We start from the raw sequence: 16416 nt of genomic DNA on the forward strand, positions 1-16416 counted from the left end.
TCAACAACCCGGATGGCAGGCGATAATGTGTCCACCATGTCCCCGTACATGTGTCCACCATGTGTCCGGTCCATACACCTATCTTTTTGTGTCGTTGCGGATCTCGCGATCTGTCTTTCGAAGATAACGCCAGTGCAGGCGCCGCCCCTAACTTTGCGACGTCAGGAAGGCGCCGTAGCGAGGGGACCCGTAGCGCAGCGGAGGGCCGGATGCAGGAGCAAGCGGTTTTGTGCAACATTTTCCAAGAAAAAAGTTGCCCGCCGTAAAGGCGGAAGGGGCCAGTAGCGCCGCTACACACAATGGATCAGCTCACGATCTAAATGCCAAGCCAAGCCAGCTCCCCCCGACAATCCAAAAAGAACCCGTTTTTGGCACAAGCGCGGCCTGCAGCCTGGGTTAACATCCTTGCCAGACCATCTTTCCCACAGGAGTGCCGCCCGTGTCTGACTACAGTGCGTTCAAGGTCGAACTGATCGACAGCATCGCCCATGTGCAGATCAACCGCCCGGACAAGATCAACTCGATGAACGCCGCCTTCTGGGAGGAAATCATCGCCATCTTCCGTTGGATCGACGACACCGATGCAGTCCGCGCAGTGGTGCTCAGCGGCGCCGGCAAGCACTTCTCCTCGGGTATCGACCTGACGATGCTGGCCAGCCTGGCCGGGCAGCTGGGCAAGGATGCAGGCCGTAATGCACGTCTGCTGCGCAGCACCATCCTGCGCATGCAGGCTTCGTTCACCGCCGTGGACAAATGCCGCAAGCCGGTGCTGGCGGCCATCCAGGGCTACTGCATCGGCGGCGCCATCGACCTGGTCTCGGCCTGCGACATGCGCTACTGCAGCCAGGATGCGCAGTTCTCGATCAAGGAGGTCGACATGGGCATGGCGGCCGATGTCGGTACCCTGCAACGTTTGCCACGCATCATCGGCGACGGCATCATGCGTGAGCTGGCTTTCACCGGGCGGCAGGTGGCGGCCGACGAGGCGTTGCGCATCGGCCTGGTCAACCGGGTCTATGATGATCAGGCCGCGCTGCTGGACGGGGTCTTTGCCATCGCCCGGGAAATTGCCGCAAAATCACCGATTGCCGTGGCCGGCACCAAGCAGATGCTGAGCTACATGCGTGACCATCGCATCGACGATGGCCTGGATTACATCGCCACCTGGAACGCCGCGATGCTGCAGTCCGAGGACTTGCGCGTGGCAGTGGCGGCGCACATGAGCAAACAGAAACCGACGTTCGCCGACTGACCGCGCGGGGGACGCGCAGTCAGGAAGCCGTTTTATGTCAGCACGTTGGACTACCGCAGTACTCGACCCGCAAACCCCCGGCGGCCTGGCCGTGGCCCGCAGCCCCGAGGGGTTCCTGGTCGATGGCAATGGTGCGCTGTTTCCACGCCAATGGCTCAAGGAGAGGGGGCTCGATGTACTGAGCGAGCATGGCATCGGCCATCTCGACGGTGAGCCGGTGTTCCTGCTCGAGCTGCGGGCTGCCGGCGAGGTGTCAGGCTGCAGCTGGCGTGGGCTGCGTGCGTTCATGCTGGAAGGCGACTTCGACACCTACAAGGTGTTGGGTTACGCAGCGCAGATCGGCACTTGGGCGCGCGAGCACCGCTTCTGCGGCAGTTGCGGCCAAGCCATTCACCAGATCCACTGGGAGCGGGCGATGTATTGCCAGGCCTGCGACCTGCGTAGCTATCCGCGCATTTCGCCGAGCATGATCGTGCTAGTGACCCATGGCGACGAGATTCTCCTGGCCCGCTCGCCGCGCTTCGTCACGGGGGTGTACAGCACCCTGGCGGGCTTCGCCGAGCCCGGCGAGTCGGCAGAGGATTGCCTGGTCCGCGAGGTCCGCGAGGAAGTGGCGGTCGAGGTCCGCAACATACAGTACGTCGGTAGCCAATGCTGGCCGTTCCCACATTCGATGATGCTGGGCTTCCATGCCGAGTACGCCGGCGGTGAGATCGTCATGCAGCCGGACGAGATCGAGGATGCCAAGTGGTTCAACGTGCGCGACCTGCCGCCGCTGCCGGCGGGGCGCTCCATCGCCCGCTACCTGATCGACTTGTATGTGGCCCGTCGCCTGGGCCAGCCTGAGCCGCAGCTGCCGCGCTAAGCGCCCTTGCCTAGGCCTGGCCGAACCAGTGCTGCCAGGCCAGGCGCACGGTGAGCGCCAGCACCACGCTGATGAAGACCGGACGGATGAACTTGCTGCCGCCGCTGATGGCCGTGCGCGCGCCGAAGAACGCGCCCACCATCACCGACAGGCCCATGCACAGGCCGACGATGTAATCCACCTGCCCAGAGGCGATGAACACGGTCAGCGCCGCGATGTTGCTGACGAAGTTCATGCTGCGCGCTACGCCGCTGGCGCGGACCAGATCGATGGGATAGAGCAGCAGGGTGCTGACCGTCCAGAATGCACCGGTCCCTGGGCCGGCCACGCCGTCGTAGAAGCCGAGGGTGAAGCCCTGCGGCGCCTGCCACTTCTTCTTGATCGGTGCGTCGGCATCCAGCGGCGCCTTGGGCGTGCCGCCGAACAGCAGGTAGATGCCGCAGGCGAAGACCACCACCGGCAGCATCTTGTTCAGCCACTCGGCGGGCATGTAATGCGCCACCACCGCGCCGATCAACGCACCGGCCAGTGTGCCGAACAGCGCGGGACGCCATTGCGCCGGGTGGAACAGCTTGCGCTTGTAGTAGGTGAAGCTGGCGGTGGCCGAGCCGAAAGTGGAGCTGAGCTTGTTGGTGCCCAGTACCAGGTGCGGCGGCATCCCGGCAGTGAGCAGCGCCGGGGTGGTGAGCAGGCCGCCCCCGCCGGCGATGGCGTCGATGAAACCGGCGACGAAGGCGACCAGGGCCAGGATCAGTAAGGTAAGCGGTTCTACGGTGAGTTCGAAAGGCATGGGGTTCAGGAGGGCAGGAGGAGGAGGCGCGACAAAGGGCCGCGCTGAAACGCTACATGTTAATCCTGGGACGGACGGGTTTCCAGTGTTGGCCTCATCGCCGGCAGATCGGCGATGAGGCCGCTGGCCTCAACTGCGAATGAACGCCAGCAAGTCGGCGTTGATCACGTCGGCATGGGTCGTCGGCATGCCGTGCGGATAGCCGGCGTAGGTCTTGAGCGTGCCGTTGGGCAGCAACTTGGCCGACAGCGGCCCGGCATTCTCGTAGGGCACGATCTGGTCGGCATCGCCATGCATCACCAGCACCGGTTGGCTAATACCCTTGAGGTCGTCGGTGAAATCGGTCTGCGAGAACGCGACGATGCCGTCGTAGTGGGCCTTGGCGCTGCCGATCATGCCTTGGCGCCACCAGTTGGCGATGACGCCTTCGGAAGGGGTGACGCCTGGTTTGTTGTAGCCGTAGAACGGGCCGCTGGGTACATCACGGTAGAACTGTGCCCGGTTGGTCGCTACCTGGGCCTGGAAGTCGTCGAAGACTGATTTCGGCAGACCGCCAGGATTGGCCGGGGTCTGTACCATCAGAGGTGGCACCGCTGCGATCAGCACCGCTTTGGCCACCTTGTCGCCAGGGTAGCGGGCCATGTAGCGCACCACCTCGCCACCGCCGGTCGAATGCCCGACATGCACCGCGCCCTGAATGCCCAGATGCTCGACCACTGCCGCGACGTCATCGGCATAGTGGTCCATGTCGTGGCCGTCCCAGACCTGGCTCGAGCGCCCGTGGCCACGGCGATCGTGGGCCACTACGCGAAAGCCCTGGCCGAGGAAGAACAGCATCTGCGCATCCCAGTCGTCGGCACTCAGAGGCCAGCCATGGTGGAAATGGATGACTTGCGCATCGCGCGGCCCCCAGTCCTTGTAGAAGATCTGCACGCCATCCTTCGTCGTCACGTAGCTCATGGTCCTGCTCCTCTGTACAGGTGGTATTGGCGAAGAGCTATTGAGAATAGGAGGTATTTGGCACGCCATTGCCGCTGATGCATCTGTGCCAGGGGAAAGCCGACGGTCGGCATCTGGCAGGGCCTTGTCCAGCAGACGGTAGCCAGCGGACAAGGCACTTGAGCAGGGTGTGCGAGGGTGTCTGGGGCCTAGGGCGCTTTGGCCAACTGCCGGACGGTCTGAGCATCGCTTGCCGGCAACTGGTCGAACTCACGCAAGCCATTCTTCGCATAGGGGTCGCCGATCCAGCGGGGCGCGGCCACGAACTGCTCGCTTACCAGACTCTTGGCGGGTTCAAAACCGTCATAGCTCAAACCGGCCAGGTCGGAGAGGGTGTGGATCAGGTGCGAGCTGCTGTAGGGCCGCGAACTTACCGCCTGCAGGTTTCGCGGGTGCGCCTGCTGCCAGCTCGGGGAGGTCCAGACCAGGAACGGAATGGTGTACATGGGGCGGGTCGGGGCGCCCTCGTTGCGGCCCAGACGATCGTGCTTGCCGCTGCTGTAGACGTCCTCGCCATGGTCCGACAGGTACACCAGGAAGCCGTTCGGGGCGGTAGCGGCATAGTGCTTGATCAGGTTCGACACCACCAGGTCATTGTGCAGCACGGCGTTGTCATAGGCGTTGTAGGTTTCCACCTGATCGTCGGACAGGCTCGACGGTGCGCCCTGACGGTCCTTGAACTGGGCGAGCTCCTGGGGATAGCGGTAACGGTAGTCCATGTGCGTGCCCAGCAGGTGCACGATGATCAGCTTTTTCGGCGCCGGGTCGGCCAGCACCTTGTCGAACGGTGCCAGGACCACATCGTCGTATTGGCGGGCATTCTGGTTGCGCTGGTTGTTCAGGTAGTACTGCTCGTCCGTCTGTTGCGAGAAGGTGGTGAGCATGGTGTTGCGCTTGGTCATCGTCTGCTGGTTGGTGATCCAGAAGGTCTTGTAGCCCGCCTGTTTCATCAGGTTGATCAGCGATGGCGAATCGAGGAAGCGGTCGGGGTGCTGTTCGTCGCCGAAGGTGAGGATTTGCTGCATCACTTCGATGGTGTAGGGCCGCGGCGACACCACATCCTGGAATACCGTGAGCTGATGGTCGGCGCTCGCCAGGGCATCGAGATTGGGCGTGGTCTGGCGCCCGTAACCGTACAGGTGCATGTGTTCGCGGGTGGTCGACTCGCCCAGCACCAGCACCAAGGTGCGGGGGGCGGTGCCACTGCTGTCCTTGAGATGGTTCAGCGGCGGCAGCGCGGCATTCTGGTCGAGCAGCTTCTGCATGTTGCCAAGCTGCTGGCGGTACTGGGCGTAGCCGACCGCCAACTGCCATGGCACCGCCGGTTCCATGCGCTGCTGCACCTTGTCCAGGGCATCGGCGAAGTTGCGGTCCTGGCCGACCATCTGTTTGTAGAACGGATACACCAGGTTCGCCGCCACCAGCACCACGGCCAGCGCCACGCGCGGCAGTGCCGGCATGCGCAGGGGCCGCACGCGACGCCACAGCAGTATCGCCACCAGGCTGTAGAGCACCAGGGCCAGGCACAGGCCAAGGCTGAAATACTGGCTGAAGTATTCCCCAGCTTCGGCGCTGTTCGATTCGAACATCACGAAAATGACGCTCTGGGAAAACTCCTGATGATAAATGCCGAAATAGCTCAGGCCGACCAGCGACGCAGCCCACAGCACCACGCCGATCACCGCCGCCACACCACGGGTGAAGCGTGGCAGCAGCAGTGCCGGTGCCAGCCACAGGCTACTGAGGAAGAAGGCGTCGCGGAAACCGGCGAAGCCGCTGGTGCCGCTGAACAGAATCAGCGCCTGGGTGACGCCGGAGAAGTACCAGAAGAACAGCAGCAGCCAGCCCAGGCCGGCCCAGTCCACCTTGCGGCGGGAAGGGGAGGAAGTCGACACGATTTATCCATATCCAGAGGGCCGCGGTGGTGCGCGAAGGCGCGTGCGGCCGAGGCGGGCAAAGCTAGCAATGGAATTGTGATGAAATCGTCAAAAATGCGTACAGAGATCGTCTCTGCAGACCTCTTCGCGGGCAAGCCCGCGAAGAGGCCAGAACAGAACGCCGTCGATCAGCCCTTCTTCAGTACCAAGGTCAGGATGTCGTAGCTGGCAACGATGTCCCCCAGCTGATTGGTCACCTCCACGTCCCAGGCCACCACGCCCTGGGGCTGTCCCAGAGGGCTGGTCTTGCCCTGGTCGATCTTGCGCTTGCAAGTCAGCCGCGCCTGAATCGTGTCGCCGATGCCCACCGGGTTGATGAAGCGCAGGGTATCGAGCCCATAGTTGGCCAGCACCGGACCTTCGCCCGGGGAAACGAACAGCCCGGCCGCTGCCGACAGCACGAAGTAGCCGTGGGCGATGCGCTTGCCGAACTGCGATGCCTTGGCCGCGATCTCGTCGAAGTGCATGTAGAAGTGGTCGCCCGACAGGCAGCCGAAGTTGACCAGGTCGGCTTCGGTCACGGTGCGGCGATGGGTCAGCAGCGACTCGCCGATGCGCAGTTCCTCGAAGTGTCGGCGGAACGGGTGGACCTCGGTCTCGATCACCTCGGCGCCGCGCACGTACTCACCGGTCACGGCGCTGAGCATGCTCGGCGATCCTTGTACCGCCGCACGTTGCAGGTAGTGCTTGACCGCACGCAGGCCGCCCAGCTCCTCACCGCCACCGGCACGTCCAGGGCCACCGTGCTTGAGTTGCGGCAGCGGCGAGCCATGGCCGGTGGACTCCTGGGCGGCTTCGCTGTCGAGCACCAGCAGACGGCCGTGCCAGGCGGCTGCGACCGGGATGGCCTTGGCCGCCACCGCACGGTCGGCGGTGACCAGGGAGGCGACCAGGCTGCCTTTGCCGCGTGCGGCCAGGGCCAGAGCCTCGTCCAGGTCGTCATAGGCCATCAGGGTGCTGACCGGGCCGAACGCTTCGATGTCGTGGGCACCGCCCTCGGCGTGCGGGTCGCGGGCCTGGAGCAGGGTCGGGGCGAAGAACGCTCCCTCGGCCACGCCTTCGCCACGTGGGGCGAAGCCATCGCTGGCACCGAACAACTGCTCGCAGCTTTGCAGCAGGCTTCGCACGCGCTCGCCGACGTCGCGCTGCTGATCGTGGGAGGCCAAAGCGCCCATGCGCACGCCTTCGACCGATGGATCACCGACCACCACCTTGCTCAGGCGCTCGCGCAAGCGGGTGGCAACGGCGTCGATGTGCTTGGCCGGCACGATGGCGCGGCGGATGGCGGTGCATTTCTGCCCGGCCTTGGTGGTCATTTCGCGCACCACCTCCTTGATGTACAGGTCGAACTCCGGGCTGTCCGGGGTGACGTCCGGGCCGAGAATGGCGCAGTTGAGCGAGTCGGCCTCGGCGGTGAACGGCACCGAGTTGCGGATCAGGTTGGGCGTGACGCGCAGCTTGGCGGCGGTGTCGGCCGAGCCGGTGAAGGTCACCACGTCCTGGCCGTGCAGGCGATCGAGCAGGTCGCCGGTGCTGCCAATCACCAATTGCAGGCTACCGGTTGGCAACAGCCCCGATTCATCCATCAGGCGAACCACAGCTTCGGTCAGGTAGCTGGTCGAGGTGGCGGGTTTGACGATGCACGGCATGCCGGCGAGAAAGGTCGGGGCGAACTTCTCCAACATGCCCCAGATCGGGAAGTTGAAGGCATTGATGTGTACCGCCACGCCTGCGCGCGGCACCAGGATATGGCTGCCGGCGAACTTGCCCTGCTTGCCCAGGGGAATGGCCGGGCCTTCGTGCACCAGATTCCCCGACGGCAGCTCGCGGCTGCCGATACCGGCATAGGAGAACAGCGTGGCATTACCGCCTTCGATGTCGATCCAACTGTCGGCGCGGGTCGCGCCACTGTGATGGGACAGGGCGTATAGCTGCTCCTTGCGCTCGGCCAGATACAGTGCCAAGGCCTTGAGGCGTTGTGCGCGTTGCTGGAAGTCCATGGCCAGCAGTTCGGCCAGGCCACGGGCGCGGGCGAAATCGACCGCCTCGGCGAAGTCCGGGCGCTCTTCGTGGCTGTAGGCCAGGACATGGCCGTCCAGGGCGCTGCGCAGGGCTTGCGCACCGTGTTGGCCGAGCCAGCGGCCGCCGATGAAGCTCTGCAGGGTAGGGGCGATAGACATGTGATTCTCCTCCAGGGGCGCGATTACCACAGCGCCAGGGTGTAGCCGATGATCAGGCGGTTCTCGTCCACGGCGTTGGTCAGGCCGTTGCCGGAACGGAAGGTGACGTTGCGCCAGCGCAGGCTGACGTCCTTGAATGGGCCGCTCTGGATGACGTAGGTCAGGTCGGTGTCGCGCTCGCGTTCGCGGCCATTGCTGACGGTCGCAGTTTCGCCATGACGGCCGTCGGTGTAGCGGGTCATGAAGGTCAGGCCAGGGATACCGAGGGCGGCGAACGAGTAGTCGTAGCGCAGTTGCCAGGAATCCAGGCCGGCGCGGGTGAAGGTGTTGTAGGTCACCAGGTTGACGGTGAACGGGTCGCCGCCATTGACGAACGGGAAAGCACTGTCGCCGGACTGCTGTTGCCAGGCGGCGGTGAATTTGTGGGCCCGCACGCCGAGGGTGAACATGGCGTTGAAGTTGCGGTTGTCGATGCTGCCGGCGCGTTCGGCGCCATCTTCGCGGCTGTCGAAGTAACGCAGGTCACTGCGCAGGCTCAGGCCTTCGCCCAGGGCGCGGGTATCGACCAGGCCGACGAACTGCTGGCGGTAGATGTCCTGCAGCTTGGCGTAGTAGTAGCTGACGCTGGTTTCGGGGCTGAGGGCGTAGCTGGCGCCGCCGAAGTCGAGGTGGTCGCTGACGGCGGCGCCGTAGCCCATGTCGTCGCGCCCTGACGAGTCACGCAGGTTGACCCGGCTCAGGCGCCCGGCGTTGACGGTCAAGCCGTCGATGTCCTGGCTGGTCAGCAGGCCGCCCTGGAAAGTCGAGGCCAGCAGGCGGGTATCGTTGTACACCACCACCGGCAGGTTCGGCTGCAGGGTGCCCAGGCGCAGGGTGCTCTGGCCCAGCCGCAGCTTGCCGGTCAACCCTAGCTCGCTGTAGTCGTCGACGGGCTCGTGGCTGTTCGGGCCGAAGGGCAGCAGGCCGGTGTTGCGGCGGTCACGGCTGGAGTCGAGCTTGATGCCGAGCTGGCCGAGGGCATCCACGCCAAAGCCCAGCGGGCCTTCGGTGAAGCCCGATTCGAACTTCGCGGTGAAGCCCTGGCCCCACTCCTCGGCCTTGGCCTGTGGCGCGTTGTTCTGGCGAAAATCGCGGTTGATGTAGTGGTTGCGCAGTTCCAGCTTGGCGTGACTGTCGCCGATGAAGTCCGCCAAGGCCGGCAGGGGCAGGGCGAGAGTGGCCAGGCAAGCGGCCGATGTGAGGTGCGTGCGGTTCATTGTTGTTATACCCGACAGGTTCATGGATCAGTGCTTGCTGGCGCCGGCGGCGCCGATACCGGTCATGGAGCGGATGAACTGGGCCAGGTAGCGACCCCGTTCCTCGGCCGCGCGCGCCGAACCATCGGTGACCGAGAACCCCCAGGCAGCGATGAACGCCAGGCTCATGGAGAACAGCGCCGGGTTGCTATAGGGGAACAGTGCCGTGTCGTTGTGCAGCACGTTGACCCACACCGCCGGGCCCAGCACCACCAGCACGATCGCCGAGGCCAACCCGGCCATGCTGCCGCACACCGCGCCGCGGGTGGTCAGGCCCTTCCAGAACATCGAAAGCAGCAGCACCGGGAAGTTGACCGAAGCGGCCACCGCCAGCACCAGGCCGGACAGGAATGCGATGTTCTGCGACTCGAACGCCAGGCCGAGCAGCACCGCCAGCAGGCCGATCACCAGGGTGGCGATCCGCGACACGCGCATTTCTTCGCGCTCGCTCGCCTGGCCTTTGCGCACGACGCAGGCGTAGAGGTCGTGGGATACCGCCGAGGCTCCGGACAATGCCAAGCCCGCCACCACCGCCAGGATCGTGGCGAACGCCACGGCCGAGATGAAGCCGAGGAACAGGTTGCCACCCACCGCTTGGGCCAGGTGCACTGCGACCATGTTGCCACCGCCGATGATCGCGCCGCTGGCATCGCGGTAGGCCGGTTCGGTGCCGACCATGACGATGGCGCCGAAGCCGATGACGATCAGCAGCAGGTAGAAGTAGCCGATGAAGCCGGTGGCGTAGAACACGCTCTTGCGCGCTTCCTTGGCGTCGCTGACGGTGAAGAAGCGCATCAGGATATGCGGCAGGCCGGCAGTGCCGAACATCATGCCCAGGCCCAGGGAAATCGCATCCACCGGGTTGGACAGCAAGCCGCCCGGCGCCATGATCGCCTGGCCCTTGGCATGTACCGCCACGGCATTGGCGAACATCGCCTCGGTGCTGAAACCGAAGTGCTTGAGCACCATGAAGGCCATGAAGGTGGTGCCCGAGAGCAGCATCACCGCCTTGATGATCTGCACCCAGGTGGTGGCGAGCATCCCGCCGAAGGTCACGTAGGCGACCATCAGCACGCCGACCAGCATCACCGCGTACAGGTAGTCGATGCCGAACAGCAGTTCGATCAGCTTGCCAGCGCCGACCATCTGCGCCACCAGGTACATCAATGCCACGGCCAGGGTGCCGAAGGCCGAGCTCAAGCGTACCGGGGTCTGCGCCAGGCGGTAGGAGACCACGTCGGCGAAGGTGTACTTGCCCAGGTTGCGCAAGCGTTCGGCGATCAGGAACAGGATGATCGGCCAGCCGGCCAGTACGCCCAGGGCATACAGCAGGCCGTCGTAGCCGTTCATGAACATCATCGCCGAGATGCCGAGGAAGGAGGCGGCGCTGATCATGTCACCGGCGATCGCCAGGCCGTTCTGCATACCGGTCAGGCCGCCGCCGGCGGTGTAGAAGTCGCTGGCCGAGCGGGTGCGCAGGGCGGCCCAGCGGGTCACCAGCAGGGTGAAGCAGACAAACACCATGAACATCGAGATGGCAGTCCAGTTCATTGCGCGCACTCCTGCTTGACCTTGTCGTTGAGCGGGTCGAGCACGTTGTTGGCGCGGTGCACGTAAAGGCCGGTGAGGGCGAAGGACAGCAGCACCATGAGCACGCCGACCAGCATGCCGACGGTGGTCACGCCGCCGCTGAGCGACTGGCCGAGGGTGCTGGGCGAGAAGGCCACCAGCAGCACGAAGCCGTAGTAGCTGACCAGCATGGCCAGGGTCAGGCTGCCGTTGAGGCGGCGCTTGCGCCGGACCAGGTGCTGGAAGTCGGGGTGGTTGGCGATGCTCTCTATGCGTTCGGGGGTCATGGGTTGCGATCTCGGAGTGTTGTAGTTGTTGTGTTGAGGTCACGCGGGTGTTGCGATGAGGTCTCAAAGCTGGTCGAAATCCAGGACCACCTTGTCGCTCACCGGGTAGGTCTGGCACGACAGCACGTAGCCGGCAGCCACTTCGTAGTCTTCCAGGACATGGTTGCTGTCCATCTCCACCTCGCCCTCGATCACACGGCATTTGCAGGTCGAGCAAACACCGGCCTTGCACGAATAGGGCAGTTCGGCACCGATGGCGTTGCCGGCGTCGAGAATGTTCTGGCTGTTGCGTGGCAGGTCGAAGCTCAATGCCCGCCCGTCGCTGATCACGGTGATGTGGCTCAGCGCCGAGTCCACCTGACGCGCCGCTTCACGCGCTTCGCGCCGGGCGCTGTTGTCGGCGGCGGCGAACAGCTCGAAGTGAATACGTTCCTTGGCCATGCCGTTGGCTTGCAGGCTGTCGCGCACGGTTTCGGTCATCGCCTGGGGACCACAGATGAACGCGGCGTCCAGGCCCGGTACGTCGAGCCAGCGGGAGAACAACTGGCCGCACTTGTCGGCATCGATGCGGCCGTTGTACAGGTCGACGTCCTGCTGCTCGCGGCTGAACACGAAGATCAGGTTCAGGCGGTCGAGGTAACGGTTCTTCAAGTCTTCGAGCTTGTCGCGAAACAGCGCGCCGGAGCTCGAGCGGTTGCCGTAGAGCAGGGTGAAGCGGCTGTGCGGCTCGCTGGCCAAGGTACTGGCGACGATCGACAGGATCGGCGTGATGCCGCTGCCGGCTGCCACGCCCAGGTAGTTGCCCTGGCGCGCCGGGTCGAGCGGCACGAAGAAGCTGCCTGCAGGTGGCATCACTTCCAGCTGCTGGCCGGCCTTGAGCACTTCATTGGCGAAGGCCGAGAAGCGCCCGCCCGGTACACGTTTGACCGCCACCCGCAACTCGCCGTCCTGCACAGCACTGCAGATGGAATAGGAGCGGCGGACTTCCTCGTCGTCCAGGCGGGTGCGCATCACCAGGTACTGGCCCTGGGTGAAGCGGAAGGTCTGCTGCAGGTGCGGGGGCACGTCGAAGGCGATCGATACAGCATCGCGGGTTTCGTTGCGCACTTGCTTGATGGTCAGGCTATGAAACTGGCTCATGGTGATCTCCACGGCTCAAATGCATTTGAAATAGTCGAACGGCTCCAGGCACTCGCGGCAGCGGTACAGCGCCTTGCAGGCCGTGGAGCCGAACTGGCTGAGCAGTTCGGTGTGGGCGCTGCCGCATTGCGGGCAGCACACTTCGGGCGCTTCGCCGAGCAGGCTGCGCTTGCTGGCGCTGCCGTGCGGCGGAGCGATGCCATAGGCGCGCAGGCGTTCACGGCCCTCGGCGCTGATCCAGTCGGTGCTCCAGGCCGGCGTCAGCCGGCGTTCGAGTTCCGGGGCGGCGAAGCCGGCGCGCTCCAGGGCCTGGCGGATATCGCCCTCGATCACCTCGGTGGCCGGGCAGCCGGAATAGGTTGGGGTAACGACCAGGTGCAGGTGCCCGGCGCGCCAGTCGACGTCGCGCACGATGCCCAGGTCGACCACGCTGACCACCGGTACTTCCGGGTCCATGACTTCGCCCAGCACCGCCCAGGCCCGTGCCAGGTCGTCGCCACGGGCTGCACGGGCGCCGCGATCACCGGCGATCAATTCACCAGGTTGCATCGGGGTAGGCCCTTGGCAAGAACTGCATCTCGGCCAGCAGCAGGCCCAGGTGCTCGGTGTGCAGGCCCTGGCGGCCGCTCAGGTAGAAATGACTGGCGGCTTTGGGCAGGGGCAGTTCGACCGAATCGAAAATGGCCGTGACCTGTTCGAGCCAGGCCGCGCCGACCGCCACCGGGTCGGCAGCGATGCCAGCCGCGGCCAGTTGCACTTCGTTGTCGCTGCCAGTGGTCAATTCGACGGTGAAGCGCCACAGCGCCGGAATGGCGGCGAGCATGCGCTGACGGCTTTCGTCGGTGCCGCCGCCCAGGCGTTGCACCCACTCGCTGGAACGACGCAGGTGGTAGGTGACTTCCTTCAGCGCCTTGGCGGCGATACCGGCGATGCGTTCGTCGCAGGACTCGCTCAAGCCTTGGAGTACGGCGAAGTGCCAGGCGTCGTAGAAGAACTGCTTGGTCATGGTCACGGCGAAATCGCCATTGGGTTGCTCGACCAGCAGCAAGTTGCGAAACGCCCGCTCATCACGGCGAAACGCCAGGGCGTCGGCGTCGCGGCCATCATCGGCCAGCTCGGCGGCGTACTCGAGCCAATTGCGGGCCTGGCCGACGAGGTCGAGACCGACGTTCATCAGGGCCAGCTCTTCTTCCAGCGCCGGCGCGTGGCCGCACCACTCGCACAGGCGCTGGCCCTGGATCAGGGCGCTGTCGCCGAGCAGCAGCAGGTAAGGGATCAGATCGTGCTTGTGCATGGCCAACCTCACATGTGTCCGACTTCGTCGGGCAGTTCGTAGAAGCTGGCGTGGCGATAGACCTTGTCGTCCGAGGGCGCGAACAGCGGGTCTTTCTCGTCGGGCGAGGAGGCGGTGATCAGTGCCGAGGGCACCACCCACAGGCTCACGCCCTCGCTGCGGCGGGTGTACAGCTCACGGGCATTCTCGATGGCCATGGCGGCATCGGCGGCATGCACGCTGCCGACGTGCTTGTGGTTCAGGCCGTGCTTGCTGCGCACGAACACTTCGTAGAGGGTCCAGGTTGACATACTCGATCTCCGCATCGGTCGCCGTTCAGGCGGCGTTCTTGTTCTGTTGCTTGCGTGCATAGGCCACGGCCGCCTCGCGTACCCAGGCGCCATCCTCGATGGCCTGGCGCCGGGTGGCGACGCGCTCCTGGTTGCACGGGCCGTTACCCTTGATGACTTCGTAGAATTCGTCCCACTGGATCTCGCCGAAGTCGTAGTGGCCGCGTTCGGCGTTCCACTTCAGTTCCGGGTCCGGCGCGGTGCAGCCGAGCAGTTCCAGTTGCGGTACGGTCTGGTCGATGAAGCGCTGGCGCAGTTCGTCGTTGGTCTGGCGCTTGATCTTCCAGGCCATCGACTGAGCGCTGTTGGGCGAATGTTCGTCGCTGGGGCCGAACATCATCAGCGCCGGCCACCACAGGCGGTTGATGGCGTCCTGGACCATGTCCTTCTGCGCCTGGGTACCGTGGCGCATCATGGTCAGGAGCATCTCGTAGCCCTGGCGCTGGTGGAAGCTCTCTTCCTTGCAGATGCGGATCATCGCCCGGGCATAGGGGCCATAAGAGGTACGTTGCAGCACCACCTGATTGACGATGGCGGCGCCATCGACCAGCCAGCCCACTGCACCCATGTCCGCCCAGCTCAGGGTTGGGTAGTTGAAGATGCTCGAGTACTTGGCCTTGCCGCTGTGCAGCTTGGCGACTTCTTCGTCGCGGTCGGCGCCGAGGGTTTCCATGGCGCTGTACAGGTACAGGCCGTGGCCGGCTTCGTCCTGGATCTTGGCCATCAGTTGCAGCTTGCGCTTGAGGCTCGGGGCGCGGGTGACCCAGTTGCCTTCTGGGAGCATGCCGACGATTTCCGAATGGGCGTGCTGGGAGATCTGCCGGATCAAGGTCTGGCGGTAGGCCTCGGGCATCCAGTTCTTGGCTTCGATCTTGATTTCGGCGTCGATCTTTTCCTGAAAGTTGCGCTCTTCGGGCGACATTTCTTCCAGCGACTTGACGCGCTTGACTCCGGTTTCCACTAGCTGTGCGTACATGGCTCGACTCCTGCGAAAGCATGAGTCATTTGTAAGCGATACAAAATTAAACGTCAAACATAATTGTGTGTATCGAATAGAATTTGTGTATCGCTTTGGGTTGGGATGTTTAGGGGGGCAGAAATCGAGCGCCGCGCGGGCGGCGCTCGATCTCACATACCCTAAAAAACCTTCGCCAAACGCTCAGCCAGCCAACCGCTTGTCGAACACATGGCACGCCTTGCCCTCGGAGCGCTTCAGCGTGCCGCAAGGCTGCAGGCGCACCTGGGTGCTGATGCCGATGTAGGTCTTGATCTGCTTGCCCAGCTCGGCTGTCAGCAGCTTGCACTGCGCGTCGTCGAGCCCGCGGCACTCGGCACGCAGTTCCACGTGCACCTCGACGCTGTCCAGATTTCCATTGCGATACAAATGTATCTCGTATAGCTCTGAAAGCTGTTTTATTTTAAGAACCTGCTCCTCGATCTGCGTCGGGAACACGTTCACGCCGCGGATGATCAGCATGTCGTCGCTGCGTCCGGTGATCTTGCCGATGCGCCGCATCGGTCGCGCCGTGCCCGGCAGCAGGCGGGTCAGGTCGCGGGTGCGGTAGCGCACCATCGGCAGCGCTTCCTTGCTCAGCGAGGTGAACACCAGCTCGCCCAGTTGCCCGTCTGGCAACACGGCACCGGTCACTGGGTCGATGATCTCGGGGTAGAAGTGGTCTTCCCAGATGGTCGGGCCGTCCTTGGTCTCGATGCACTCCATGGCCACGCCCGGGCCCATGATTTCCGACAGGCCATAGATGTCCAGGGCATCGATGCCCAGGCGTTGCTCGATGGAGCGGCGCAGCTCGTCGGTCCAAGGCTCGGCGCCGAAGATGCCCAGGCGCAGCTTGAGGTCCTGCGGGGAGATGCCCTGGCGTTCGATCTCGTCGGCCAGATTGAGCATGTAGGAGGGCGTGACCATGATGATGTCGGGTTGGAAGTCGCGAATCAGCTGGACCTGCTTCTCGGTCTGGCCGCCCGACATCGGGATCACCGTGCAGCCGAGGCGTTCGGCGCCGTAGTGGGCGCCCAGGCCGCCGGTGAACAGGCCATAGCCGTACGACACATGCACCTTGTCACCCTTGCGCCCACCAGCGGCGCGGATCGAGCGGGCCACCACGTTGGCCCAGGTGTCGATGTCGTTCTGCGTGTAGCCGACCACGGTCGGCTTGCCGGTGGTGCCGCTGGAGGCATGCAGGCGCACCACTTCCTGCTGGGGCACGGCGAACATGCCGTAAGGGTAGTTGTCGCGCAGGTCGTTCTTGCCGGTGAACGGGAACTTCGCCAGGTCGTCGAGGGTTTTCAGGTCGTCGGGGTGGGCGCCGCATTCGTCGAAGCGTTTACGGTACAGCGGTACGTTGTCATAGGCGTGTTGCAGGCTCCAGCGCAAGCGCTCCAGCTGATGCTGGCGCAGGGCATCGACACTGGCGGTTTCCATCGGGTCCAGCAGGGCACGATCGGCATCATGGTACATGTTCAT

At 64.4% G+C, this 16416-nt stretch carries 14 protein-coding genes and 1 pseudogene; 2 read left to right on the forward strand and 13 right to left on the reverse strand.

Annotated features, from left to right (window positions below; all coding sequences use genetic code 11):
• Positions 1–439 precede the first annotated feature (439 nt).
• Positions 440–1252, forward strand: coding sequence for a crotonase/enoyl-CoA hydratase family protein (locus KY379_RS15650; protein ID WP_133331580.1), 813 nt, complete (start codon positions 440–442; stop codon positions 1250–1252).
• Between the two features lie 34 nt (positions 1253–1286).
• Entirely contained in the window at positions 1287–2117 is an 831-nt protein-coding gene (gene nudC, locus KY379_RS15655) for an NAD(+) diphosphatase (RefSeq protein ID WP_261240739.1), read from the forward strand.
• A gap of 10 nt (positions 2118–2127) precedes the next feature.
• Here nudC and KY379_RS15660 read toward each other — a convergent pair whose 3' ends face one another.
• The 13 genes and pseudogenes from KY379_RS15660 to paaK all read right to left on the reverse strand — a co-directional run bounded on the left by KY379_RS15660 (position 2128) and on the right by paaK (position 16416).
• Positions 2128–2907 carry a TSUP family transporter gene (locus tag KY379_RS15660; protein ID WP_133331582.1) on the reverse strand — a complete coding sequence of 260 codons (780 nt, stop codon included), beginning with the start codon at positions 2905–2907 and terminating at the stop codon, positions 2128–2130.
• Positions 2908–3036: 129 nt separating this feature from the next.
• Positions 3037–3867, reverse strand: a complete 831-nt coding sequence (locus KY379_RS15665) for an alpha/beta fold hydrolase (RefSeq protein ID WP_133331583.1) — start codon at positions 3865–3867, stop codon at positions 3037–3039.
• Positions 3868–4055: 188 nt separating this feature from the next.
• The gene (locus tag KY379_RS15670; protein WP_409977277.1) at positions 4056–5801 is read right to left on the reverse strand and encodes a phosphoethanolamine transferase CptA; all 1746 of its coding nucleotides are present in this window, start codon (positions 5799–5801) and stop codon (positions 4056–4058) included.
• A gap of 170 nt (positions 5802–5971) precedes the next feature.
• Positions 5972–8023, reverse strand: coding sequence for a phenylacetic acid degradation bifunctional protein PaaZ (paaZ, locus tag KY379_RS15675; protein WP_261240741.1), 2052 nt, complete (start codon positions 8021–8023; stop codon positions 5972–5974).
• A 23-nt stretch (positions 8024–8046) separates the two neighbouring features.
• Positions 8047–9279: an OprD family porin gene (locus KY379_RS15680; RefSeq protein WP_133331586.1), complete on the reverse strand. Its 1233-nt coding sequence runs from the start codon at positions 9277–9279 to the stop codon at positions 8047–8049.
• A gap of 27 nt (positions 9280–9306) precedes the next feature.
• Positions 9307–10875, reverse strand: a pseudogene (locus KY379_RS15685) (cation acetate symporter); the annotation flags it as partial.
• On the reverse strand, positions 10866–11174 hold the full coding sequence (locus KY379_RS15690; RefSeq protein ID WP_133331588.1) for a DUF485 domain-containing protein: 309 nt from the start codon (positions 11172–11174) through the stop codon (positions 10866–10868). The pseudogene KY379_RS15685 and the gene KY379_RS15690, both read right to left, overlap by 10 nt.
• A 63-nt stretch (positions 11175–11237) precedes the next feature.
• Positions 11238–12314, reverse strand: coding sequence for a 1,2-phenylacetyl-CoA epoxidase subunit PaaE (gene paaE, locus KY379_RS15695; protein WP_261240742.1), 1077 nt, complete (start codon positions 12312–12314; stop codon positions 11238–11240).
• 15 nt (positions 12315–12329) lie between these two features.
• Entirely contained in the window at positions 12330–12863 is a 534-nt protein-coding gene (gene paaD, locus KY379_RS15700) for a 1,2-phenylacetyl-CoA epoxidase subunit PaaD (RefSeq protein ID WP_133331590.1), read from the reverse strand.
• Positions 12850–13608 (reverse strand): 1,2-phenylacetyl-CoA epoxidase subunit PaaC, encoded by a 759-nt coding sequence (gene paaC, locus KY379_RS15705; RefSeq protein WP_133331591.1) that lies wholly within the window; start codon positions 13606–13608, stop codon positions 12850–12852. Before paaC ends, paaD begins: the two co-directional genes overlap by 14 nt.
• An 8-nt stretch (positions 13609–13616) precedes the next feature.
• Positions 13617–13898 (reverse strand): 1,2-phenylacetyl-CoA epoxidase subunit PaaB, encoded by a 282-nt coding sequence (gene paaB, locus KY379_RS15710; RefSeq protein WP_133331592.1) that lies wholly within the window; start codon positions 13896–13898, stop codon positions 13617–13619.
• 25 nt (positions 13899–13923) lie between these two features.
• A complete protein-coding gene (gene paaA, locus KY379_RS15715; RefSeq protein ID WP_133331593.1) occupies positions 13924–14913 on the reverse strand; it encodes a 1,2-phenylacetyl-CoA epoxidase subunit PaaA in 990 nt (329 codons plus the stop codon).
• A gap of 183 nt (positions 14914–15096) precedes the next feature.
• On the reverse strand, positions 15097–16416 hold the full coding sequence (gene paaK, locus KY379_RS15720) for a phenylacetate--CoA ligase PaaK (protein ID WP_261240746.1): 1320 nt from the start codon (positions 16414–16416) through the stop codon (positions 15097–15099).

The organism is Pseudomonas sp. HD6422 (genome assembly GCF_025377065.1).
Taxonomy (GTDB): Bacteria; Pseudomonadota; Gammaproteobacteria; order Pseudomonadales; family Pseudomonadaceae; genus Aquipseudomonas; species Aquipseudomonas putida_U.

Bases quoted from the DNA above. Each gene is read 5' to 3' on its own strand.
- nudC (WP_261240739.1), top strand. From the start codon at position 1,287: ATGTCAGCACGTTGGACTACCGCAGTACTCGACCCGCAAACCCCCGGC.
- KY379_RS15660 (WP_133331582.1), bottom strand. From the start codon at position 2,907: ATGCCTTTCGAACTCACCGTAGAACCGCTTACCTTACTGATCCTGGCC.
- KY379_RS15665 (WP_133331583.1), bottom strand. From the start codon at position 3,867: ATGAGCTACGTGACGACGAAGGATGGCGTGCAGATCTTCTACAAGGAC.
- paaZ (WP_261240741.1), bottom strand. From the start codon at position 8,023: ATGTCTATCGCCCCTACCCTGCAGAGCTTCATCGGCGGCCGCTGGCTC.
- KY379_RS15680 (WP_133331586.1), bottom strand. From the start codon at position 9,279: ATGAACCGCACGCACCTCACATCGGCCGCTTGCCTGGCCACTCTCGCC.
- KY379_RS15690 (WP_133331588.1), bottom strand. From the start codon at position 11,174: ATGACCCCCGAACGCATAGAGAGCATCGCCAACCACCCCGACTTCCAG.
- paaE (WP_261240742.1), bottom strand. From the start codon at position 12,314: ATGAGCCAGTTTCATAGCCTGACCATCAAGCAAGTGCGCAACGAAACC.
- paaD (WP_133331590.1), bottom strand. From the start codon at position 12,863: ATGCAACCTGGTGAATTGATCGCCGGTGATCGCGGCGCCCGTGCAGCC.
- paaC (WP_133331591.1), bottom strand. From the start codon at position 13,608: ATGCACAAGCACGATCTGATCCCTTACCTGCTGCTGCTCGGCGACAGC.
- paaB (WP_133331592.1), bottom strand. From the start codon at position 13,898: ATGTCAACCTGGACCCTCTACGAAGTGTTCGTGCGCAGCAAGCACGGC.
- paaA (WP_133331593.1), bottom strand. From the start codon at position 14,913: ATGTACGCACAGCTAGTGGAAACCGGAGTCAAGCGCGTCAAGTCGCTG.
- paaK (WP_261240746.1), bottom strand. From the start codon at position 16,416: ATGAACATGTACCATGATGCCGATCGTGCCCTGCTGGACCCGATGGAA.